The sequence below is a fragment of the Cytobacillus oceanisediminis genome, assembly GCF_022811925.1.
In the GTDB taxonomy this organism is placed as follows: Bacteria; Bacillota; Bacilli; order Bacillales; family Cytobacillaceae; genus Cytobacillus; species Cytobacillus oceanisediminis_D.
Genome location: NZ_CP065511.1, coordinates 989,735 through 1,012,300 on the forward strand (window position 1 = coordinate 989,735; position 22,566 = coordinate 1,012,300).

27 protein-coding genes and 2 pseudogenes are annotated in these 22,566 nt (G+C 39.1%); 22 read left to right on the forward strand and 7 right to left on the reverse strand.

The window, feature by feature from the left end; genetic code table 11:
- Positions 1-101: 101 nt before the first annotated feature.
- The 9 genes from IRB79_RS05185 to IRB79_RS05225 all read left to right on the forward strand — a co-directional run bounded on the left by IRB79_RS05185 (position 102) and on the right by IRB79_RS05225 (position 6,320).
- Positions 102-629, forward strand: coding sequence for a helicase (locus tag IRB79_RS05185; protein WP_243507114.1), 528 nt, complete (start codon positions 102-104; stop codon positions 627-629).
- Positions 630-933: 304 nt separating this feature from the next.
- On the forward strand, positions 934-1,302 hold the full coding sequence (locus IRB79_RS05190; RefSeq protein ID WP_243507116.1) for a DUF2750 domain-containing protein: 369 nt from the start codon (positions 934-936) through the stop codon (positions 1,300-1,302).
- Positions 1,303-1,490: 188 nt separating this feature from the next.
- Positions 1,491-1,949, forward strand: a complete 459-nt coding sequence (locus IRB79_RS05195) for a 2-thiouracil desulfurase family protein (protein ID WP_243507118.1) — start codon at positions 1,491-1,493, stop codon at positions 1,947-1,949.
- Between the two features lie 217 nt (positions 1,950-2,166).
- Positions 2,167-2,682: a DinB family protein gene (locus tag IRB79_RS05200; protein ID WP_243507119.1), complete on the forward strand. Its 516-nt coding sequence runs from the start codon at positions 2,167-2,169 to the stop codon at positions 2,680-2,682.
- A 178-nt stretch (positions 2,683-2,860) separates the two neighbouring features.
- Positions 2,861-3,277, forward strand: coding sequence for an NUDIX hydrolase (locus IRB79_RS05205; RefSeq protein WP_243507121.1), 417 nt, complete (start codon positions 2,861-2,863; stop codon positions 3,275-3,277).
- A gap of 121 nt (positions 3,278-3,398) precedes the next feature.
- On the forward strand, positions 3,399-3,833 hold the full coding sequence (locus IRB79_RS05210) for an anthrone oxygenase family protein (RefSeq protein ID WP_243507122.1): 435 nt from the start codon (positions 3,399-3,401) through the stop codon (positions 3,831-3,833).
- A 289-nt stretch (positions 3,834-4,122) separates the two neighbouring features.
- Positions 4,123-5,013 carry a mechanosensitive ion channel family protein gene (locus IRB79_RS05215; protein ID WP_243507124.1) on the forward strand — a complete coding sequence of 297 codons (891 nt, stop codon included), beginning with the start codon at positions 4,123-4,125 and terminating at the stop codon, positions 5,011-5,013.
- A 186-nt stretch (positions 5,014-5,199) separates the two neighbouring features.
- Positions 5,200-5,577 (forward strand): cupredoxin domain-containing protein, encoded by a 378-nt coding sequence (locus IRB79_RS05220; protein ID WP_243507125.1) that lies wholly within the window; start codon positions 5,200-5,202, stop codon positions 5,575-5,577.
- 182 nt (positions 5,578-5,759) lie between these two features.
- Positions 5,760-6,320 carry a hypothetical protein gene (locus IRB79_RS05225; protein WP_243507126.1) on the forward strand — a complete coding sequence of 187 codons (561 nt, stop codon included), beginning with the start codon at positions 5,760-5,762 and terminating at the stop codon, positions 6,318-6,320.
- An 83-nt stretch (positions 6,321-6,403) separates the two neighbouring features.
- Here the strand turns inward: IRB79_RS05225 and IRB79_RS05230 are convergent, their stop codons facing one another.
- Positions 6,404-7,816, reverse strand: coding sequence for a PQQ-dependent sugar dehydrogenase (locus IRB79_RS05230; RefSeq protein WP_243507127.1), 1,413 nt, complete (start codon positions 7,814-7,816; stop codon positions 6,404-6,406).
- A 196-nt stretch (positions 7,817-8,012) separates the two neighbouring features.
- Between IRB79_RS05230 and IRB79_RS05235 the strand changes: the two genes are divergently transcribed.
- Positions 8,013-8,945 carry a D-2-hydroxyacid dehydrogenase gene (locus tag IRB79_RS05235; protein WP_243507128.1) on the forward strand — a complete coding sequence of 311 codons (933 nt, stop codon included), beginning with the start codon at positions 8,013-8,015 and terminating at the stop codon, positions 8,943-8,945.
- A 324-nt stretch (positions 8,946-9,269) separates the two neighbouring features.
- A complete protein-coding gene (locus IRB79_RS05240) occupies positions 9,270-9,734 on the forward strand; it encodes a DinB family protein (RefSeq protein ID WP_243507129.1) in 465 nt (154 codons plus the stop codon).
- A gap of 357 nt (positions 9,735-10,091) precedes the next feature.
- Here the strand turns inward: IRB79_RS05240 and IRB79_RS05245 are convergent, their stop codons facing one another.
- On the reverse strand, positions 10,092-11,231 hold the full coding sequence (locus IRB79_RS05245; protein WP_279401064.1) for a Ger(x)C family spore germination protein: 1,140 nt from the start codon (positions 11,229-11,231) through the stop codon (positions 10,092-10,094).
- A gap of 1,268 nt (positions 11,232-12,499) precedes the next feature.
- Between IRB79_RS05245 and IRB79_RS05250 the strand changes: the two genes are divergently transcribed.
- From IRB79_RS05250 to IRB79_RS05260, 3 genes and pseudogenes are all read left to right on the forward strand, one after another.
- Complete coding sequence (locus tag IRB79_RS05250) at positions 12,500-12,709, forward strand: cyclase (RefSeq protein ID WP_243507131.1); 210 nt, start codon at positions 12,500-12,502, stop codon at positions 12,707-12,709.
- A 4-nt stretch (positions 12,710-12,713) separates the two neighbouring features.
- Positions 12,714-12,827, forward strand: a pseudogene (locus IRB79_RS05255) (aminoglycoside phosphotransferase); the annotation flags it as partial.
- A gap of 69 nt (positions 12,828-12,896) precedes the next feature.
- Positions 12,897-13,382: a DinB family protein gene (locus IRB79_RS05260; protein ID WP_243507133.1), complete on the forward strand. Its 486-nt coding sequence runs from the start codon at positions 12,897-12,899 to the stop codon at positions 13,380-13,382.
- 209 nt (positions 13,383-13,591) lie between these two features.
- Here the strand turns inward: IRB79_RS05260 and IRB79_RS05265 are convergent, their stop codons facing one another.
- A complete protein-coding gene (locus IRB79_RS05265) occupies positions 13,592-14,080 on the reverse strand; it encodes a pyridoxamine 5'-phosphate oxidase family protein (RefSeq protein WP_243507134.1) in 489 nt (162 codons plus the stop codon).
- A 213-nt stretch (positions 14,081-14,293) separates the two neighbouring features.
- Here IRB79_RS05265 and IRB79_RS05270 point away from each other — a divergent pair, with 213 nt between their 5' ends.
- Positions 14,294-14,485, forward strand: coding sequence for a hypothetical protein (locus IRB79_RS05270; protein ID WP_243507135.1), 192 nt, complete (start codon positions 14,294-14,296; stop codon positions 14,483-14,485).
- A 56-nt stretch (positions 14,486-14,541) separates the two neighbouring features.
- A complete protein-coding gene (locus IRB79_RS05275; RefSeq protein WP_243507136.1) occupies positions 14,542-15,201 on the forward strand; it encodes an NAD(P)H-binding protein in 660 nt (219 codons plus the stop codon).
- A gap of 93 nt (positions 15,202-15,294) precedes the next feature.
- Here the strand turns inward: IRB79_RS05275 and IRB79_RS05280 are convergent, their stop codons facing one another.
- The 4 genes from IRB79_RS05280 to IRB79_RS05295 all read right to left on the reverse strand — a co-directional run bounded on the left by IRB79_RS05280 (position 15,295) and on the right by IRB79_RS05295 (position 18,747).
- Positions 15,295-16,119 (reverse strand): MBL fold metallo-hydrolase, encoded by an 825-nt coding sequence (locus tag IRB79_RS05280; protein WP_243507137.1) that lies wholly within the window; start codon positions 16,117-16,119, stop codon positions 15,295-15,297.
- A 29-nt stretch (positions 16,120-16,148) separates the two neighbouring features.
- Entirely contained in the window at positions 16,149-17,711 is a 1,563-nt protein-coding gene (locus tag IRB79_RS05285) for a histidine kinase N-terminal 7TM domain-containing diguanylate cyclase (RefSeq protein WP_243507138.1), read from the reverse strand.
- A 175-nt stretch (positions 17,712-17,886) separates the two neighbouring features.
- Positions 17,887-18,528, reverse strand: a complete 642-nt coding sequence (locus IRB79_RS05290; RefSeq protein ID WP_243507139.1) for a pyridoxamine 5'-phosphate oxidase family protein — start codon at positions 18,526-18,528, stop codon at positions 17,887-17,889.
- 33 nt (positions 18,529-18,561) lie between these two features.
- A complete protein-coding gene (locus IRB79_RS05295; RefSeq protein WP_243507141.1) occupies positions 18,562-18,747 on the reverse strand; it encodes a hypothetical protein in 186 nt (61 codons plus the stop codon).
- Positions 18,748-19,027: 280 nt separating this feature from the next.
- Between IRB79_RS05295 and IRB79_RS05300 the strand changes: the two genes are divergently transcribed.
- The 6 genes and pseudogenes from IRB79_RS05300 to IRB79_RS05325 all read left to right on the forward strand — a co-directional run bounded on the left by IRB79_RS05300 (position 19,028) and on the right by IRB79_RS05325 (position 22,234).
- A complete protein-coding gene (locus IRB79_RS05300; protein WP_243507143.1) occupies positions 19,028-19,249 on the forward strand; it encodes a hypothetical protein in 222 nt (73 codons plus the stop codon).
- 207 nt (positions 19,250-19,456) lie between these two features.
- On the forward strand, positions 19,457-19,657 hold the full coding sequence (locus IRB79_RS05305; protein WP_243507145.1) for a hypothetical protein: 201 nt from the start codon (positions 19,457-19,459) through the stop codon (positions 19,655-19,657).
- Positions 19,654-19,845: a hypothetical protein gene (locus IRB79_RS05310; RefSeq protein WP_243507147.1), complete on the forward strand. Its 192-nt coding sequence runs from the start codon at positions 19,654-19,656 to the stop codon at positions 19,843-19,845. Before IRB79_RS05305 ends, IRB79_RS05310 begins: the two co-directional genes overlap by 4 nt.
- A gap of 6 nt (positions 19,846-19,851) precedes the next feature.
- Positions 19,852-20,292: a GNAT family N-acetyltransferase gene (locus tag IRB79_RS05315; RefSeq protein WP_243507149.1), complete on the forward strand. Its 441-nt coding sequence runs from the start codon at positions 19,852-19,854 to the stop codon at positions 20,290-20,292.
- 588 nt (positions 20,293-20,880) lie between these two features.
- Positions 20,881-21,221: pseudogene (locus tag IRB79_RS05320) on the forward strand (conserved phage C-terminal domain-containing protein).
- A 92-nt stretch (positions 21,222-21,313) separates the two neighbouring features.
- Complete coding sequence (locus tag IRB79_RS05325; protein WP_243507151.1) at positions 21,314-22,234, forward strand: replicative DNA helicase; 921 nt, start codon at positions 21,314-21,316, stop codon at positions 22,232-22,234.
- Positions 22,235-22,566: the final 332 nt, after the last annotated feature.

Sequence of the window (22,566 nt, forward strand, 5' to 3'; positions counted from 1 at the left end):
ATTACAGCCGATTTTTTTTTTATAACAATTGGGGCAGGTTAATTGAACGGGGAAGTCAAATAAATAGAGGTTAATAACTCTAAGTATTGGAGTGACTGCAAATGCAAATATACCCAGATGATCCATTTATTACTAGAACAGTAGAAGTTGGCGGACTTACGAAATCGCAGCTTCATCAAAAACTGCAGCAATACTCCATCTTGATGAATGAGTATGGCGAAAGACTGTTTGCCGATGATAGATTTACGACTTCTGATAGGGTGTCCAGCCTGAAGACAGTTGAGCTAACCGTTATGAACCTTGGTTTTCATGATGGAGCTACTACAGAACAGCTTTTTAAAAGAGCGAGAAGCCTTGGTTTGGAATTATGTCCGCATGAGCTGGGTCCTCACCTGAGACTGAAATATCTGGACCAGCCTGAAGGTTTTTCGGGGAATACCGCAAAGCAGCAGCAAGAAGCTCCACCTGGCTCTGTCACAATAGCATCGGAGATCCTAACTGAAGATGATGATTTTCCGAAAGGTTTTTATCTTAGACGAATTAATGGCGTTTTATGGCTGCGCGGATACATAGCGGACCATCTGCACGTTTGGAACCCTGAAGACCGCTTTATCTTTATCAAACTATAAAAATTATGAAAAGAGAGAGATTAAGTGAAGACTTGCCTTTTTTATTTAACTAAAGAGATCAGCTTTCAAACCAGGAGTTTTTTTTCTGTTTAACAAGGAATTGATTGAAGAAGAAATCAGGCAACTATTTTCTTTTTAAACTAAAGGGGGAGGCTAGATAATAAGGTATTGGTTAATTAATGATGACTGGATTTTGCATTGTAACCGTAAGGATGATCACTATTAACCAGGAAATGAAATAAAGTAGCAACTTTCTATATAATTTGATATATTTTTACATAATTATCGTAAAGGAATGACCTATATGAAATTAATTAAACGATTTATTTTAAACCGCCCTGCTGAAAAGCGGCTTGCATATTTTTATGGTATGGTTACAACGGATGAACAGGTGTGGCTGCTGCGCGACGAGAATGGCGACCTATTTCTCTTAGAAGATGATGGGGAATATGAATTTTTGCTGCCTGTATGGCCAAGCAGAAGCTTTGCTGAAATGAAGGCTGCCAATTTAGATGAGTCATACGAAGCGTTTAACATTCCACTTTCAAATTTTTTAGACGAGTTATTAGTTGATATTGAACATGACGGTGGTGCTGCAGCGATTTTCCCTAATGAAAACGATACAACCATTCAAAAACGTGAAGAAATAAAAGAAATGCTTCGCAATTTATAGCAAGAAAAATGCTCACATTAAATAGGAAAGTGTATTTAGACTAGTAACGGAGAATCCTAACATAAGTGAGTTCAGTTCTTTTGTAGAAATTGAGTATGTTATATAACTAATGGGTGCAAGAGGAGCAATAAGAAGCGACACCATTAACCAGTAATGTATGGATTTCTTTGAGAGGTGTGTGGCAGTTAATGATTTTGGTCAGTTCTTGTTTAGCTGGATTAGAAGTTAGGTATAACGGTACACATAGCTTAGATAACAAGATTAGTAATTTAGTTGGAGAGAATAAAGCTGTTACGGTCTGTCCCGAAATGCTTGGTGGGTTTTCAACCCCAAGGGAACCTGCTGAAATAGTAGGCGGAGACGGAGAAGATGTACTGGATGGAAAGGCTAAAGTGGTTGAGAAATCTGGTAATGACGTAACCGAACTTTACATAAAAGGAGCTTATGCAACTTTAGAAAAAGCTAAAAAAATTAACGCAACAATAGTTGTTCTCAAGGAGAATAGCCCATCTTGTGGTAGTTCAATGATTTATAACGGTGAATTTAAGGGTAACAAAATTGTTGGAAACGGAGTTACTTCAGCTTTACTTAAAAGAAATGGTTTACAAGTAATTTCAGAAGAACAATTTGCTGAAAATTTCTTTTAGTAATCAATTTACGGGTACTTATGTTCAAGATCAGCTGCTAATCGCGCAGCTTTTTTCAGGTTAGTAAAATAACTAGAAGAGATATTACCCAAAAGGAAAATTAAATCAGGATTGGAAATTCCAAGTTTCTGGGGTGCAGCCTTAATGAAAAACAGGGAAGGTAATTTTATTAAAAGGGAGAATTTTAATATGAGTATAAATTGAGAGGAGTCTGAAGATGTATCATAGCTTAAGCGACTTTTTAAAATCCTGGGAATTTGAGGCTGGGGCTACAAACAGGATTCTTAATAATCTCACAGATGAATCATTAAAACATGAAGTCACTCCAAATCAATGGTCTTTAGGACGTATTGCGTGGCATACGGTTACTGCTATAAAAGTGATTAGTTCGCAGGCAGGTTTAAGGTTTGAAGCTCCTGATGAAGATTGGTCTGTTCCATCTTCGGCTAATTTCATTGCTGAAAGCTATATTAATTCTTCTTATAACTTTGTTGAGGCTTTGGAAACTCAATGGACTGATCAGACCCTATTAGAAAAAATTGATTTCTTTGGCATAAAAATGACAAAGGGAAGTCTGTTATTATTTTTAAACCAACATCAAACCCACCACCGAGGACAAATGACTATTCTAATGAGACAAGCAGGACTTATTGTTCCAGGGATTTACGGACCCTCAAAAGAAGAATGGGCACAATTTGGAATGGCTGAACCAAGACAAACTTTATTTGATTAAATTCTAGAGCCACTATTGAAAATAGAAATTAATCAATTCATTATTATACAAAGACCATAATAACCGATTAAATCCAGCTGCCATCTTAGGCGGCTTTTCTTATTGTGCTAAGGGGGCAGATTAGTAAAGAAAGCAAAAATGTAAAAATTTATTTGAATAATGGGAAGAGGGGTTAATTGTGAAGAGAGTAGACGTTGTATATGCGTTTATTTATGAAGAAATAACAGAGAAAGTATTAATGGTTAATAATCGACATTCAACTTGGTCTCTACCAGGTGGGGCAGTTGAAAAAGGTGAAACGTTAGAACAGGCAGTTATCCGAGAAACAAAAGAAGAAACTGGTTTAGTAGTTGAAATAGAAAATATTATTGCAGTTAATGAAGCGTTCTTTTCTAAACACGGTCATCACGGTTTAATGATTACATTTGGGGCAAAAGTTATTGACGGAGAAATTACAATTAAAGATAAGAACGAAATTGCAGAAATAAAATGGGTAGACATAAATACTGCTAATAACTTAATGCCTTACCACCCAGGTGGAGTAGAGGACTTATTAAAATCCTCTACACCTTATATTTTTCAAGGTGAATGTTAATAAAATCTTTTTCAACTAATGGGTACTGTTAGTTAAATAAAGACTGCTAACAGCAGCCATTTTTCTTGTTCGACTAACGGGGCAGGTTGGTTAAAAAATTAAAAAACTGTTCAATACTTGTATGATAAGTATGATAGCGGGTTTTACAGCTTGTGCTGAGTTTACTTCATACGCTTTAGTACATCCCGTTATCCGTCATTTACCTCAAAAGCAGCATATATACTTTGAACAAGGTTCGCTGAAAACATTTGGACTTATTATGCCTATATTAATGCCTGTAAGTGTAATTCTAACCTTGTCTTTCGCAGTATTTACGAAAGAACCTGGAATTATCGGGCTTGCAAGCCGTTTTTCTTCTGCTGGAATGTTCATTTTAGCAACAATAATAACTATTAGATTTAACGTTCCTATTAACAAGGCAATCAAACAGTGGGATGCAGACAATCCGCCAATTGATTGGAAGGAGATAAGAAAACGATGGATGTTCTATCAATCTATTCGTTCTTGGTTACTTCTTATTGGCTTCGTGTTACTTTGTTTATCAGTTAGGATTTAATTATATATGCTTTGAGCAAACGGGTCAGGGTAATTAAGCAGTAAGAAGGTGTGTCTCATTTGAAAAATAAGTAGAGGATATATTCAGCAGGGATTTTTGCGCTAACAGTGAGTAACCTTAAACTGTTTTATTAACAAACGGTCACGTTTCCACAGGACGTGTCTTTTTATTTGGACCCAATTGTTGAAGATGAACTGGGAATGATAATGAAAATTCATAGTTAAGGAAACAATATGTAAGACAAGGTAACAGATGATCCTGGAAATTTTCCTTTTTAGGGAGTGGATGGATGGACCTATTAACTTTTACTGAGGAATTTTTTGATTATATAAGGAAGTTTTTACTTTTAAGATTTACTCTATTTGCTTTGGTTCTCATTACCTTTTCAATTGTCATAAACCGTATTATAAATTGGTTCTTTAAGAAGTCTAATTTTTTTGATGAAGAGGTAGAACAGACGATACAAGGTGTAACTCGATCCATTTTTAGATATGGAATTGCGATTAGCCTTGTTATTTACCTAATTAGTCAGTTTGTAGATATAAAAGGTATTCTTGCAGGTGCAGGGATTGCCGGTGTTGTCATCGGTTTTGCTGCACAGCAGATGTTAAAAGACGTTATTTTAGGGTTCGCAAGATTAACGGACAAAGAGTTTCGTGTCGGCGATTTTGTTACTTTCAACGGGACAAGTTCAGGTACCATTGAAGAGATAAGTATACGCTTTATGCAAATTCGTGAATGGTCGGGAAAGCTCCTTACCATCCCGCATGGAGAGATTAGAGCGATACAAAATTTTAATAAAGGCTGGATGCGGGTTATTGAACGGATTACGGTAAGTTATCAGGAAGATCCAGCAAGAATAAAGGAATTGTTAGAGAAAGCAAGTGTTATGTGCAATGAAAAATTAGTTCATAGCCTGTATAGGCAAGGGGGCGAGGCTGCTGAACCTTTTCAATATATTGGGATTACAGACTTAAATCCAAACCTTAAACATGTTGGGTACGAATTTTGTATTGTAGGCTTGGTTAAGCCTGAAGAGTATTTTGAATCTTCCAGGCAGGTAAGATTTGAACTAATGTCTTTATTCCATAAGAATCAAGTACAAATGCCAACCGCGAACATGTTCGTTCAAACTGAAAATTTACAGGAGATTCTTGAGCAGCCTTCACCCAGCACGTAAAGGAAAAACTAGCTGATTCGAGAGCCTGGCGGTTTATGAGGAGTGGCAGCAAATTATTTAGAATGTGGATTTGCAGATCGGCAGCTTGTCTATTCACTGTTTCAGATAGCACTTTGGAACAAAATTTATGGTGATAATATTTTGTGAATCAGATAAAACTAGTGTTTAGGAAAGGAGGGATTGCGAATGTCTGTGAAAAAGCGGGTAACAGGATTAGTCGTTGTGCTTGCAATGGTTGTGGTGCTGTCAACTCTAGGCTCATTCGGTGTATTTGCCGAATCCGGTGTTGGAACTAAGGTGAAATCGATTGAGGTCGAGCTGAACGATGATTACTTTAATCCGAAAGTCATCACTATTCCGAAAGGAACAACCACAACGTTAATATTGAAAAATAAAGGTAAGAAAGAGCACACCTTCACAGTGGAAAAGCTCGGAATTGACGCCGAGATCCAGCCAGGAAAAGAAACAAACATTTCCGTGAAACCGAATCAGCCCGGTACATATGAGCTTATATGCCGGTACCATTTCCAGGAAGGAATGGTTGGAAACGTAATAGTCAAATAATAACCGGGGCCATTAAGGCCCTTGTTTTTTTATGGTTGAAGGAAATTTATTTATTATTACCCAGATAGCAACACTGCAGCTAACTTTCCTCTGTAAATGGATTATAAAAAATCGTTCACCTCTAATAAATGGTAAATATAATGTATAGTAACGCTTAAACCAATATAGAAGGAGGTGAATAGGTGTATTTTTTTAAACCTATTTCTGATGAGGTTCGTCTATTTCAGGAAATATTCAATAAATATAAAAAAACAATGAAGCTCATTTTAGTGTCTATTTTTACTTGTATTGCTGCTATTCTACAGGCTGCTGGCGGCTTTTTACCAGGTATAGGATATTTTTTAAGTCCGCTTGCCACTGCACCTATTATGTTATGTTCCATGTTTTCCATTCCATTTGGAGTAATGTCCTATTCTCTGACAATTATGTTGTTATTTATCCTGCAGCCATCTGAACTAATTATATTTCCTTTTACAACAGGCTTGTTAGGGCTTGGCATTGGGGCTTCTTTTTCCTTTTTCAGGAAGAGGTTAAGTGTTATTGCTGCTGGTACAATCCTTTTAATGTTAGGAATTATGAGTTTAATATTTTTTTTTCACTTTCCAGTTTTAGGTCCAGCCGTCTCTGTATCCTTTTCATTTCTTACAGCGGGAAGTATTTTTTTATTTGTTTTCCTTTATAGCTGGTTATGGGTTGAAGTTGCTTTAATCATGATTATAAGATTAAAAATGATTATCATTTAGTGATTCTCCACCTCGTGGTTTTATTTCCGATTCAATCCATGTAAGAGATTTATCAGGATTAAGCAGAATTCTATAGTTATGATTCATGGAACTATTTCAAAAACAGTGCCTTGGTTAAAATCAGTCACTTTCATAGATCCATAAACCCCTAAATATAATCTGGTCTGTTTCAGATTCGTTCCCAAATTAACATAATAGGCTGATTGAGATCCAAAATCATAATCGGTTTGTATCACACTAAATTCATTTTGTTCACCATTTGGTCTTATGGTGGTATAGGCTAAAGCCCCTCTAACCTGAGGCTGCGATTCTTTCCGGGCAAGATCGGTAAACACAACGCTTCCTGTTAAACCAGGGATTCTTTTCCCCATATAGGCTTGCACTCCTGTAAGTGCAGTTCCTCCAAACTTATCTGGTCTAGAGTCTTTATGAAAATAACTGGTTAAAGGCCGGAGACGACTCGCTGAAAGTGCTGCTGCTTCATTGTAATAAGCAATTGTCTTCTCATCCAAAGTCCCATTATTGGTGCAGCCTCTTATAATCGATGCAGGAAAATCACCTTCCCAGCCTCGCCAGCCAAAGTTTATAAATCCTTCCATGTCAGGTTCTGAATTCATGAAAGAAGCTTGAACAAGCTGAGTAACCGGTATGGGTTTATAATGAACGAATGAAAAAATCGATTCGACCAAATCCTGGCCGACATTCCCTGCATATTTAATATACTGATTATAAAACCTTTGAAATGAAATGCCTGGAATATTGCGAACCCCTTTGGCCATTACTGTTAGGGTTTCCTGAATCGCTGCGGGAAGTTCATTAAAGCGCGTGGCAATGGGGGGATTAATGATATAAGTATTCTTATCTACATCCATTTCAATTATTTTACCAGCAATTTCGAGATCATCCTGGCTTAAGTTAAATGGATCATGGCCTGATCCGCCATCTCCGGTTGTTAAAACAAGTTTTCCTGTTTCTGGTGAAAAGTTTAAACTATTGACTCCGTTATGATTTGAAAATGGCCTTCTTAAGTTAAGTAAAGTCCTTCGTTTTTGGGGTCCGCCATTCGATTGTAAAATCCATTCTTCAATGGTATCAATATGGTCATATTGTGTTTCTCTATTCATCCACCTGAGGTTTAAAGTTCCAGGATCACACGGGTTAGGATTAAAAGATTCAGAAAGAACACCTGGTCCTTGTGTCCCGGCTGCTGAATAATGAAGATAAAACAGACCGTTATAATAAAATTCGGGATGAAACGCTAGTCCCAGCAATCCCCGTTCATCATATCCGCCACCAGAAACACCTAGCTTTAGGATTCGGGGGCGAATATCTAAAAAAGTCCTTAAGCTTGAGTTTCTTATGTAAAAGATCTCTCCTACCTGGGTTGCAATAAATAATCTTTCCTTTGAGTCACCTGGAAGTATAGCTGTTTTCAAAACAGTAGGTAAATTTATCTTACTGGCAATGGGCCGTAAACCAACCTTGACTGTTATCAACTGACTTTCCACCCCTTCATATTGTTTCCTTTTATAAGAATATGATTAGAACCGGCTATTAGTACTAAGTTAGTCAGGGGAACTCTGGAACAGACTCCTTCAATTATAGATAGTCTAATATTATTAGATGAAGGATGTGTGTTACCGTGCTAGAATGTAAACAAAAACAAAGGAGCAACAGGATGGGGGAAGTTGAATGATCATACATAATATACTGGTTGCAGGAAGCTATGAAAAGGAATTTCAAGAACAGCTGCCAGCTGAAGCATCTCAGTGCTTTCGTTTTAAGCAGGTTGACGATATTACAGAAGAGGATTTGTCATGGGCGGATGCCTATGTCGGTTTCAAGCCATGTCCCGGCTTCCGCTTTGCCGATCTTAAATGGGTACATTCCTTTAATGCCGGAGTAAACAATTATTTGGAAATTGAAGGATGGAAGGAACGTGATATTCTTCTAACCAGGACTGTTTGCTCGTTTGGACAGAGAATAAGCGAGTATTGTTTAAGCTATGTATTAAGGGATCTTCAATTTCATCAATACTTTGAAGGAAAACAAAGGGAGAAAAGGTGGGCTCCAAAAACTCCGCAAATGGTGAAGGATCAAACGATTGTTATCTTTGGTACAGGGGAGATTGGGCAGGAGGCTGCGAAGGTTTTTTCAAGTCTTGGAGCCACCGTTTACGGCGTCTCGCAAAGCGGCAGGCAAAAGGAGTATTTTCATAAGGTCGCGAAAACCAGCTCTGCAGGCACACTGGCTGCACAGGCAGATTGGATTATCAGCACATTGCCTTTGACAAAAGAAACGAGTAAGCTATTTGATCGTACGTTTTTCAGCCATTTAAACGGAGCTGCCTTTATTAATGTCGGCAGAGGCCATACAGTGGACGAGCAAGCGCTTATTGAAGCGCTCAATTTCAGAAAGGTCCGTTTTGCTGTGTTAGATGTTCTTGAAACAGAACCGCTGCCAGAGACTTCCGGGCTATGGGGAAGAGACGATATCATCATCACTCCTCATATATCAGCAGTGACAGAGCTAAATGAAGCGATCGCTTGCTTTTTGGATACATTGAAGAGAATCGAAAATAATGATGCTATACCTAATAGGGTGGATTTTCTGAAGGGGTATTAATAGATAAGCAAAGATCTTCGGTGGGGACGTATTCATGGCTAGGGAAAATTGTTTAAAGGTTAGTGTTAAGCAAACAGGCGCTTTTTTGAAATATGGATAGCGTCTTTCTTTATGAAAAGGGCCAGATTGTTGAATATGAAATAGCAGGATTTATTATAAAAAGGCAGAATCTTAAAAAGATGATTTGTTTATTAGTTTTGTTGAATTCTAAAGTAGGAGATGACTATGAAACTGACTTTCTCTGAATAAAAAGTTGTTCTTCGGGATTCTCATCTTGTTGGGTGAAAAAAGTTCGTTTAATTTTCTAAAAGTGAGGGAATGCTTATGTCATCTTATTTCTTTGAAACCGGGTTACATGGGGAAAATGCTCATGTTGACCCCTTGGAGGTGTTTGAGGGTTTACGGTGGGAGATGGCTGGCGTTAAACCCGCAAACTGTCCATATTCAGTATGGCAGATTATAAACCATATGATTTTTTGGCAGGATTTCTATCTTGTCTACCTTAATGGCGGCGTGCCCAATCATCCAGAGCATGACGAAGACTCTTGGCCCGCGGAAACAGCTCCGTCAAATGAAACCGAGTGGAGTGACACTGTTTTACAATTCAGTAAGGGGCTAATGGAAGCTGAAAACGAAGCAAAAAAAGATTTAAAGGAACAAAGAGACGCGGGATTGGAAAGGACGCGTGGTGACCTTTTAGCCACGCTTATGGCACACAACAGTTATCATACCGGACAGGTAGCACTGATTCGGCAATTAATTGGAGCATGGCCTCCCCCTTCTTGGTGATGCATGGAGCCAACTGCTTACCTTTTTAAGTCTTGAAAGTTCAACGATCGGGTGCTTTAATGAAAAAATGAAAAAGCTCAATTTTTCTTTGAATTACGGGGAAGTTGGGCTTTTTAGTATTCCCTTATCATTGTAAATCGCACTTTCCTGACGTTACCACTAATAGAGCTAAGTTTGTTAAAAAAGTACTTAACAAAGGTGTGCTAAATTAAAGTGGCAGGTTTATTGAAGGATAATTTACGGATGAAGGAAGCTAGCCGCTTTTCTAAAGGAACATTTCAATTTTATTTCTATCTTTTCTGCGAAACCATTTTTTTAACCTAATAAGCTGGGAATACGGACTATTATGGCCCGCTTTTATTCAAGAACGCCTGTTTCTTCTATTACTACATTGCAGTTAACATCAAAGCCTAACATTTTGTAATCGTCTTCCCACTTTTTAAAGTCAAAGTTCCGATTCCGGTTTTTTTTCTTTTGACCCAGGCCAACAGGGTCTATTCCGAGATCCTGAAATTGTATTAATAATCTTAAGCATTCCTGTTCAATTTTTTTCTCCAGGTTCTTTTCAATCTCTCCAACAATCTGTGGGGTTAAAATATCTCCCGTAAACTCACGAATAATTCCTTCGAGATTAATGGTTATGGCAGCGTGATTATCAGTCATTTTGATTTTATTTTTTGATTTTATGCTCTTTACAGCAGCTCGATCTCCCTTTTTTAACTTAACATCAAAGTTTCCTTCGCTATATTTATCTACCAGCAATTTAAAATAGAACAGGTCCTTTACAGGGAGGATGGCCACTTCTTTATCCTTTTGGAAGAGACTAATTCCAACTATCTTCACCTTATCATTCCCGGCTTTCTTTAGGCGGGGCAGGAAGGGATCCTTACCATCCTGATAGTAATCACGGGAAAAAATATGCAAATTGGTTATTGGAATATCGCGATGTTCAATATTATGTTGAATAAGATTAGAGATATACGTAGCGTTTCCCCGGCTTCCATACTCGCCATTTAACAATTCTTCTGTTTTTCCCTCTGCGGTTGCAACAAATACGCGCGCCCCCATACTTGCATCTCTCTGAAAAGAATCTATTAAGTCATAAATTCCTTTTGTGGAAATTTCAGGTCCGAATACAGCCAGCTTTAATCCACCAGAGACTACTGGTTCTGATGTTTGTTTAGAAACATCTAGACGTATGTCCTGCCTAAGTTTTCCACTTCCAGAAAATGTCTTGTTAATTACACTTTGATCAGGCTGGAATTCCTGGAATAATACAGTTCCTCTATACTTATCTTTCTCATCCTCTGCTAAATCGTAGCCGACTCCTACTTCAATATTTATATCATCAATGATTTCTTTTTCCACACACCCTGAAAGCAGCAAGGACAGGCATATTAGTATAAGCTTTTTCATTTCTATTTCACCTTTACTATTGGCAATTATGACAGCAGCGAATTCCAACTGAATATATAAAAAGGTAATAGCAAATCCCATCTTTCCCAACAGTATCACTTAGTGAATAGCTTTTTCTTTTGAGTACTGATTTAGATGGAAATACATACTACGGGAAATAATCCAAATATGAATACAAAATTAGTATTAATCTTTGTGTGGGAGAATATTCGTAATAAGGGAATTCCTGAATTAAGGAAGTTTTAGTTATTAAGATGAAAGTAGATGCTTTAGGGGGCTGGCTTCTATATAAAGGTTTAGCAGATCAAGGGCTACAGCTTTCTGTGCTAAAGGGGCAGGGTAGTTGAAGAAGAAACCTTATACCAATAATTATCGTAAAAAAGGGTAGGGCTTATCCTGAGACATTTGTGTATAGTAACTTGCATCGTTTTTTTATTTGTTACTGGTTGCACTAATTCGAATACTAATTCACATACCAAGTTAAAAGCCTATACACCATCTGATACTGATATCCCGGTTGGTGCTAGAAGTAAATTCTAACTCTTAATAATTTCTTTGTATAAAGGTTGAAAAAATGTTTTTGGACAGCAGGCAATCACATATTTGTTCTGTTCTAGTACATTTGCTCGCACTAAACTTGTCTTTTTTGCATTTCCTAATATTAGTTAGGAAAGGAGGTGCAGATAAAATGCCTTGTACTCTAGAAAATTTATCTCAACAAGTTTGTTTAACTCTAATCTACAATTTAAGTAGTCGCATACTTTTAGATTCTTTCATTGATTGTGGAGCATGTAAACTAGAAACTGAACTAGACCCTATTAATAGAAATTTAACTATAAGAGTCCCATTAGTTCTTGAAGGAGAAGTTACATTTACTGATAATCCATTCCAATCTGGTTGTGTTACAACAGGTGTTCGGTTAGGAACTAAATAAAAGTATTTTATTTAAAAGGAAAAGTAGAGTGTTGATTCTACTTTCCCTTATTTTACTTTGTGTTTTGTTGTAGTCTGATTAGAAAGTGAAATTAATTCTTTTAAAATGTTTTGATAATGGTGAGGATGTAATATGATAATCACTAATTGAATTATGTTGAATAAAAAAGACGAAAAATAACAGAGTAATTTGCTGCGTAGTACAAGGATACTATGCATTCAATACAGGATGTATCTGAACTACTTTGTGAAAGAATGTACTTAAAGTAAAGGGTGCTTGTGTTCAAAATCAGCTGCCAACTCGGTGGCTTTTTTCTTTATAAAATAAAGGGGCAGATTAGATCAAAAAGGTTATGGTTTCATTCAATAAGAATATATATATAATCGACCCGAAACTAATATGAGGTGGATCTAAAATGGATAAAAGAGTTATTTTCGACTTTGAAATCGATTTTACTAATGGCGGTGGATTGCAAGGACAGGATTTTCGGCTTGATCTTGATGGTGATGACATTACTGATGAAGAGTTGGCGAAGTATATCGTAGAAGATATGAGGCTGCTTATGGTCGGGGAGGTTAGGATACTTAACAAGAAAATAATTAATGAGAAACATAAACGAAATTGAGATTTTATTTATGCTGCGGGTAGAAGGACTTTGTCAAAGGAAAGCCGAAGAAGGAGATAGGGCATTTCAAAAAATGATCGATGAAGGACATCTTGAACATTATCAAAAGGAACTTTAGTTCATTCGTGAACATGGAATAGAGTGGAGTTATATTAACATAAATAAAGTCAAAGGGAGCGTGGCGAGTATGTCTTATGCTATAGATGTTTTGGCCGATCAATTGTCAGCAAATACAAATGATCCTAGCTGGTACATTCCGTTTTCAGAATCAGTTGCAAACTTATCAGAGGAAGATGCGTTTTGGAAACCTAATGAGGAAAGCAATAGCATCGCTGAAATTGTGCAGCATCTTCTCTATTGGAATGAAACCTGGCAAAAGAGGTATCATAAATCTCACGTAGATGCTGTTCCATCCTTACGCAATAATAATGAAAGCTTTATAATACCGGAAAATACGAAGTTTACTGACTTAAAAGAGCAGCTATTAGAGGTGCTCCTGCAGTGGCAAGACTTACTCTCCCAAGATAAACTAGAAAGTGAAATTGAGGGTTTCCCTGTAGCTGCAAAGTGGTGGGCAATACTTGGGAATCTATCCACGCATAATGCCTACCATATAGGACAAATCATATACGTCCGGAAACTGCAAAAGAGTTGGAGTAATGACAACAAGTAAGAGGGTTAATAGGATTTCGATGGGGCAAGGGTTAGTCTGATAAGGACTGACAAAGGTAGTCTATGCAGTCAGTATTTAAATTAAAAGATAATATACTTAATTAAAAATCAGATAAAGTAAACCCAGAGATTAATATGGAAACAAATAGATCAACATTACTCAAAAAAGCAAAATGGATTGTCCTATAATTAGACAATCCATTTTTGTTGTTATTTATTCAATTCAACCGTTTCATTCACATCTGTCGATTTAGAACTTTGCCCTGTCATCCGTTTTAAGAGAAAGGCTATTTTCTTCGTAAAGTTACCGGTTTCCCAATATTCGACTGCTTCCGCTTTTATTTTTATCAAGACTACATTAGGATCATCATAAGAAGTTTGCATAATTTCCTCATATACTTTGCTCCACAATTCCTTTTTCTTATCTAAGTCCTCAACTATTTCTGCTTTTCCACGGACGGAAACATAGGATTTACCTGCATAAGCTACATTAACATCTTGATCATGTAAAATTTCCTCATATTTATTAGTCTCTTTTTTAGTGAAAAACCATAAGTCACCATCAAACTCTACTTCTTGTGTTTTCATTGGACGGGAAACAAGTCCTTCTTCAGTTACCGTGGTCAGCATGGCCGTGTCTATGTCTTTGATTAACTCTCTTAATGTTTCTATTTCTTCTTGATTCATCATGTTAGACATTTCCATCACCTCGTTAAAGTTTTATAGAGGTATATTACCCTTAATACCAGCTTTTATTCAGGTTGCCTAACAAGGCAGCTTTTTTCTTTTTGAACATAGAGGCAGGTTAATCGAACAAGGAAGTCAAATAATTAGCATTACATACCTAATAAGTATTAAGAGGAATAGAAGAGGATTGAAAGTGAATTGCTTAAAAGTTTGGAGGAGATATAAATGGTTTTCGGTTCATTCTTATTTTCTATCATTCTTTGGATTGCAGGATTATTTATTCTGTATATAGTCATTTCTGCAGCAGTCAGGGATGGTATTAACAAGTCTGTGGCTGGTCAATTTATCGAAGCCAAGTATGGGAGTAAAAAGGAAAGGGACTCATTTCTTGACCGTGATTTAGATAATGACATATAAAGAACGAACGTGGTATATAATTTCAAATAGACTATATAAAATATAAGGAGAAAAAAATGCACGCATTATTAATAGGAGCAACGGGAGCAACAGGTAAGGACTTGCTGGATTTATTGCTGGAAGACGATTCTTTTCATCAGGTTGATATTTTTGTCAGGCGTGATCTTCATATCCAGCATGAAAAATTAAAGGTGCATGTGATTGACTTTGACAACTCAGAACAATGGAAGCATTTGGTGAAGGGCGATGTTTTGTTTTCTTCTTTGGGAACTACTCTTAAAGCTGCGGGAAGTAAAGAAGCTCAATGGAAAATTGATTACGATTATCAATACCAGTTTGCTAAAGTTGCCAGAGAAAACAATGTGAGTAATTATGTGTTGGTATCTTCAGGTTCTTCCTCGCCTGATTCTCTCTTTTTTTATACAAGGATGAAGGGGCAGTTAGAAGAAGCTGTAAAGGCTTTAGGGTTCCCAAAACTATCAATCTTCAAACCGCCAGTATTGATACGAAAAAATAGTGATAGAACAATGGAAGTTGCCGGATTGAAAACCATACAGCTTTTTAATAAATTTGGAATACTTCGTTCTCAAGAACCTCTGCCGACTGAAATATTGGCGGAAGCCATGATCAATTCCGCTAAAACAAAAGATTACGGCATTCTTACGTTAGAAGGCAAAGCGATTCGGGAATGTGCAGGGCTGAATAATATCGATTAATCAATAGGTACATCATAGAGTAAGATACTAATAACTTTGGCCAAAAAGGTCAAAGTTATTTTTTTATACCTATTTCACCGATCATTATGATTCTTAAAGCTTGAATGTGCTGCTTTCCTCCAATATCGATGTGACAATATGCCGTGAATCCCATTCCCCGCCTGAAAATTTGACGATCGGATATTTTTTCGGAAAAAGCTTTTGCCGGATCGTGTCGGCTGAATTCCCTTCTTTGTGCAGAGCGAATACGTCATCCTGGATGGACAGCAAATAATCCCGCTTTCGCTGGAGTGCTGCGCGCCCATCTTCTACATAGCCTGCATGGCTGCAGAACACATCTTCGAAATCATAAGTTAGAACCCGATCCAATGAGCGGATAATTTCCGGAATGCTTTCTTCGGCTAAAACGACCTTGGTCTTTTCGCTGACGAATAAATCGCCAGTAAACAGCTGGCCTGTTTCCCTGTTTAAGAAGGCTTTATGATCGAAAGCGTGGCCGGGGGTGTCGATGATATCCCACTGCGCTTTACGGGATGAAAACGAGTCAGGCATGGCCTGGGCATTGAATGGCTTCCTTCTTCCCCAAAAGAGCTGCCTGTATAAAGGGTAATCTGCCTTTTTGGCACAGGAATGGATAGATTTTTCGTTTAAAAAGATAGGCAGTTTCTTCGTTTTTTCAGCATATGCCGCGCAGCCTGTATGGTCTTCATGAAAATGGGTGATCACGACCTGGTCAAAATCGCCTTCATCCATAAATGGCTCAAAGAATGTATGTAAGGACTGGGCGCCCGTGTCAATTAAGACTCCATCCGTTAAATAGCAATAGACATTTAATGAAACACCCTGAAACTTAATTTGACCATTCAGGTAGGAAACACCGTTTTTCTCTCCAGTGGATGCCTTCTTCTTAACAAACAAAACATTCAGCTCCTTTCCCGATATCAGGGTCAAGCAGGGAGTATTTCCCCGTAACGCTGTACATTGTTTCTGCCATTCCTTTTTGCATCATAAAGTGCGAGGTCGGCGTGCTTCAATAGGATTTTGGCTGCACCATCCAGATTATCCGCTGAGACTTTTGTATGTGACAGGCCGAAACTTGAGGTGATTGAAATTGTTTTCTCATCCACCACGATCGGGCTCCCGGCAATGTCCAGGCGGATCGCTTCGATCAGCAGGTGTGCTTCGTGTGCAGGCGTGTCAGGCAAATAAATCATGAATTCTTCCCCGCCATATCTGCCGATGATATCACGATTTCGAAGGCTGGTTTTCACGAGGCTTGCGACCTGGACCAGCACTAGATCGCCAGCTTCGTGGCCATATGTATCATTGACATGTTTAAAGTGGTCAATATCAAACATAATAAGTGAAACATCCGCACCTGGAGATAGGGTGCTAAGTGAGCTTTCCATCTCACTTAGAAAATAGGCCCGATTATAAATCTGGGTTAAACTATCAATGCTGGCCAAACGTTTAAGGGTTTTCTGCATATTTACTTTTTCAGTTACATCCGCCAGGGAGATAATTCGTCCAATTGGGTCTTTGTTCAGGGAATAGACGGGTGAAAATTGTACTTGGAAATGGACCTGTGCACCCACTTTTTCCCACACATAATCCCCATTCCTACCAGAGCAGATAACTTGTCTAAGCATGCTGTTTCCATGCAGAACATCATGAATAGGCTTGCCGATGGCAGATTCCTTCAGGTCAGGCATAACAGGCAGCATCGCCTGGTTATAATCCACGATCGCCCCGTTCTGATTGAGAACGATGACACCCTCCTTCAAGCTTTCAAAAACCGTGTCCCTTGCTATTGGAGCGAGATTGAACATCTGGAATGAGAAGAGCGCTATGCCATGAAGAATGAAGGAAATACTCATGGATACAGGGCCTAAATCAATGCCGTAGGGACTCAGGTCATTCAGATAATAATGGTTGGCCACAATCGGAACAGCCAGTCCGGCGGTCATCAAAAGGATTTGCACCCGGAATCGCCAGAAGGATCTTCTTAAGCGCAGAAGAAGGATGATGATGCTGAACATCAGGCACATGAACAGAAAAATGGCGTGCACATAAAACCAGAACCCATATTCCAAATCCAGCACGGGAAATGGCGTATCCTCTCTCAGCCTGATTGCTGAGTAGTAGAATTGATGGAGCTTATTGGTATGATGCATAAAGATGGTCAAAATCGGGATGATGAACAGGGAAAAATACAGGCGCCTGCTCAGCTTGTGTCCGGCATATTCCAGACACATCAATAAGGTGAAAACAGGAATGAATGGCATGAACAAATATTCAATGCCCAGCCAGAATTGAATTTCTGTTAAAGTGGAGCTCGTCAGTTCGAATGCATAGGAAAAGGTAAAAATCGCGGACAGCAGTGTTAAGATCTTATAAGGTCCGGCACCCGGTGCATTCCTTAGTTTAAAGTGTGCAAAGAAACAAAGCGATAAGCTGAGTGCCCCTGAAAAAGTGAGAATGAGGATGTACATCCATAATTCGTGCCCCATATGAGTTTTCTCCAAAATGAAAATATTTTTCTCCTATTATATAATTCCTTTTTCTATAAAACTAGCTTTATATTCTTCAATAAGCTATGGGGCTCATTGCGTTTCTGAAAAGGTCATTTCATTGGGTGCAGCAGCGCTGAGTGTCAGGACAGCCGCCCGTTTAGGGAGGCTTTCCTTAATACAATCTATTTTTATAACTATCCTGGAGGTCCTTCGCCACTTGTTCGGATGTATCATTCGGCAATTTTGTATGAGCTGCCAGCATTGCAGGGGCAGAAGGAAGGGTTTCTTTCGCAAGCCATGACTCCCTGTTCCATAATCCCGATCGAATCAATGCTTTCGCACAATGGATAAAGCATTCCTCTGCTTCTACTAAAATTCCAAATAAGGGAGCTCGGCCTTTTACCTTGCTCTTCTCTAAGAGCTCAGGATCACGGCAAATATAAGCTTTGCCATTAATTCTTAGCGTTTCTCCAAGCCCGGGTATGAGAAAAAGAAGTCCAATATTGGGATTTGCTATGATATTATGAGCGGAATCCATTCTTTTATTGCCTGGCCGTTCGGGAATAAAAAGATGCTGCTCGTCAAGAACCGTCACAAATCCGGGGGAATCCCCCCTTGGAGAAACATCACATTTTCCGTCAGAATCTGAAGTGGACAAAGTTAAAAAAGGAGATTTGGAAATAAAATCAATGCAATGCTCATCGATGAAAGTAATGACTTTGCTGGCGGCACGCGCACTGGGCTGGCCGATTTCCTCCCGAAAAGACGCAAATTCTTCTCTGGTAGTTATAATATCTTGATATTTTGAACTCATAGGTTTCACCTTTTTCTAATGGAATAGGGATCTTTAGTGTTCTGTCTTGGATGATCTTTTGACAATACGGAAAACAAAATAATAAACCCCGCTAAGCCCCAATATCCCCAGCACAGTCAGGAAAGGCATTTTTTCAGAAAATAATATTCCAATCACAAATAGGGCAAAACTCAAAATGATGGCTAATAGACTTAATAAAAGCCGCTGCGATTTATTCAAAACTCTCACCGCCTTCTTTTCTATAAAATCATGTGTGTTAAAATAGCCATACCTTTTTACTGGAGTGCTGCAAATGGACTTTTTGTGGATTTGTTTTGGCTGTTATTCGTAATCATGTGCTTAAGTTTTTTCGTATTCCTTGCTTATAGACAGCACGAAATGAAGAAAGAGCAGGAATATATCATAAAGTTAAATCATGAGATTCTGGATAGATTAAAGAATAAAGAAAGGCTGTAAACTATATTTTAACATAAATATCCATTTTTGAAGGAGGGAGTAAATGAATATTTCTAACAAGTTATTAGACTATGCAATTGTTTATGATGATCGAAGACAAGTAAACTCAGGAAAGTATGAGGATAAGAGAATCATTATGGAGGAGGTTAAAAACAGATTTAAGGCTGAAGTGGAAAACAGAACAGACAAGAGCGTACTAGTCGTTTATGATTGGCGCAAGACACATAGCGGGATGGAGATTATATTGTATGCTTTTGAAAGCTGACAAAGACCGTAATATAGTCGAGGTATGGTCGGGCAGATCTGCTGTCTGGCCATGCCTCTTTTTCTTTTTTTGTACAGGCTACTTTATCGGGACAAAGAACGTGTCCCTCTGTAATGCAAATAGACCATCTTGCCGGGCGTTTTTATAACTGACCATGAAACTTTCCGTCCAATAAAATCGTAAACTATTATAAAGGAGGGACTGATTTTGAAAGAAAATAGCGGCAGGTTTGATTTTTACTCGGCCATCATTATTTCTGTAATAGCCATAATATTGATGATTAGAAACATGATAACGGGTATAGACTTCTTTTCCGTGACTAATGCTTTGGCAGTTTTTGCTCTCGTGGTATCCCTCAGAAGTTTATATAATTTAACCATGTCATCCCAGAAAGGGGAATCTTCATGAATTTCTTAATATTATCTCAAGCCGGATTTAATGGTGGCGATATTTTATTTCAGCTTTTAGCTTTTGCCTTTTTACTGACGATTCCAGCGTTTATGGTCATTCTGTTTTTTATTTTTAAGAGAAGAAACGACAGACTGAAGCGGGTGGGAGAAAAGCTGGACCGATTATTAGAGAATAAGGGTGGTTAGCGGCTTATGAAATTTACTCTTTTTACCTCAATCCCTGAAGCAGAAACTTTAAAAGGAATCTTAGAACTGCATAAAACCATATTTGGAGAGTCTGATCATTTAGTCAGCAAAATGAAAAGCAGACCCCAATTACTGGTGCTGACGGCTATGGATGGAGAAAAGGTGATCGGATATAAAATGGGGTATGCCATTGATCAGGATACATTTTATAGCTGGCTGGGCGGGGTCGACCCTGATTACAGAAAAAACGGGATTGCTTCCATACTGATGGAAAAGCAGCATGAATACCTAAAAGAAACGGGATATAAAGTGGTCAGGACGAAGACGATGAACAAATGGCGAAGCATGCTGATATTAAATATTAAGCATGGATTTGATGTTATTGAAACATACACCGATGAAAAAGGACTGCATAAGATAGTACTGGAGAAACGATTACATAACTGAGGCTGCCGAAAATGGGCAGCCTTTATTTGTTTGTTCATGAAATTTTCATAATTACCAATAAAATATTAATTCACCATGTCTTTTTGGGGCGCTCAAATGGATTATATATATGAGAAGATTGCGATTCTCGAATCTGCCAAACCGAATTTAGCAGAATTGGAGCATGAAAATATTGGGGGGATTTATATGAGCTCACTTTTGGTGGATGAAAGGCCAATTTTAATTCTTCCGTCATTGGCGGAGAAGATGGGACTGAATGAGGCGGTGCTCATTCAGCAGATTCATTATTGGCTTGTGAAGAGCAGGCATATAAAAGAAGGGCGCAAATGGATTTACAATACCTATAAAGATTGGAAGAAGCAGATGCCATTTTGGTCCCATGCAACGATCGGACGTACCATTCGTTCCCTTGAGGAGATGGGGTTCTTGATATCTGCGAATTTTAATGCCACTAAAATGGATAAGACCAAATGGTACACGATTGATTATAAAAAACTGGCTGAATTGGAAGCATCACTTGGCATGGAACATCGAGTATATCAGGTTGAAGAATCGAATATAACAGATTGCGATCTCGAGGATGACAATATGCAACAACCAATACCAGAGACTACTACAGAGACTACAACAGAGAAAAAAGATATTCCTTATGCTGCGGTTGTCGAATACCTGAACAGCCAAACCCATTCAGCATACCGGACAGGCTCGAAGAAAACGAAGAAGCTGATCCGGGCACGGTGGCTGGAGGGATTCAGGCTCGAGGATTTAAAAAAGTGATCGACCTGAAGGCGGAGGAATGGCTGCATGATCCGTACTGGAGGAAGTTCCTGAGGCCTGAGACGCTGTTTGGCGCCCGCTTTGAATCGTACCTGAATCAAAAGCCGCTTGGTAAGCAGCTGCGGGAGGAGGATTTTAATCTTGATGACTAAACGGGAGTCTTGAATATTACCAGAAGCGCAAGGCTGTCGAAATTGCGGGTCGGATTCAGCAAAATGCCCAGACTGGAGACATTTCCTGTACTTTGCGGGATGGCATTCAGGATCTCATGCAGATTGAGGATCATGTTGGGGATGATGACTTGGGGGAGGTCATGCCTTCCTTGGTTGAGCTTTACGGGGAAGCGGAAAAGGATCTTGGCGAAATGACCGGGATTCCGTCTGGTTTTAGGAACCTGGACAGGCTGACCGGCGGGTTCCAGGAGTCTGATTTGATCATTGTCGGAGCGCGGCCGAGTGTCGGGAAAACAGCCTTTGCCTTGAATATGGCTCTTCATGCGGCTGATCAGGATGTGGCCCTTATTTTTTCATTGGAAATGTCTAAAAAGCAGCTCCTGAAAAGGATGATCAGCTGCAAAGGGGAAATCAGCTCGATTAAAATGAGGAACCCGAAGCGCTATTTCAGTGATGGAGACTGGGCTCATTTTTCCGGTGTGATGGGGGAGTTCGGCGAGGTGAAGCTGCATATTTTCGATCAGGCAGGGATGGATATTGGGTACATCTGGTCCAAGGTCAGAAAAGCACGCCGGAAGTACGGCGAGAGTAGACGGATGCTGGTGGTGATTGATTATATGCAGCTGATTGCGGGGGATCCCAGGCATCAGAACCGCCAGGCGAAAATCAGCGAGATCAGCCGGAAGCTGAAGACGATGGCAAGGGATTTGAATGTAGCTGTGATTGCTCTTTCGCAGCTAAGCCGGGGCGTGGAAAGCAGGCAGGATAAGCGGCCGATGCTTTCAGATTTGCGGGAGAGCGGGCAGATTGAGCAGGATGCGGATGTGATTGCGTTTTTGTACCGTGATGATTATTACCATAAGGAATCCGACCGCAAGGATACGATTGAGATCATCCTCGCCAAACAGCGGAATGGGCCGATTGGGACTGTGCGTTTGGCGTTTTTGAAGGAGATTGGGAAGTGGGATTTGCCGGCGGGGGAGTTTGCGTGAGTGGCTGCTTTAGTGGCGGGGAAGTCGGTTGTGAGCGGGACGAATGTAGGGTTGCGTTCCCTTTGAGTGGGGAAGTCGTTGATGAGGAGCACGAATAAGGTGGAATCGTTCCCTTTGAGTGGGGAAGTCGTTGATGAGGGGCACGAATAAGGTGGAATCGTTCCCTTTGTGCTGGGAAATCGTTGATGAGCTCACGAATGAGGTGGAATCGTACCCATTGTGCGGGAAAATTGTTCGTGAGCGTCACGAATTGGATGGAATCGTTCCCTTCGCAATGAGAAATTGATAATGAACGGAACTAATCGATCTGAATAGTACCCCTCAAATTAGAA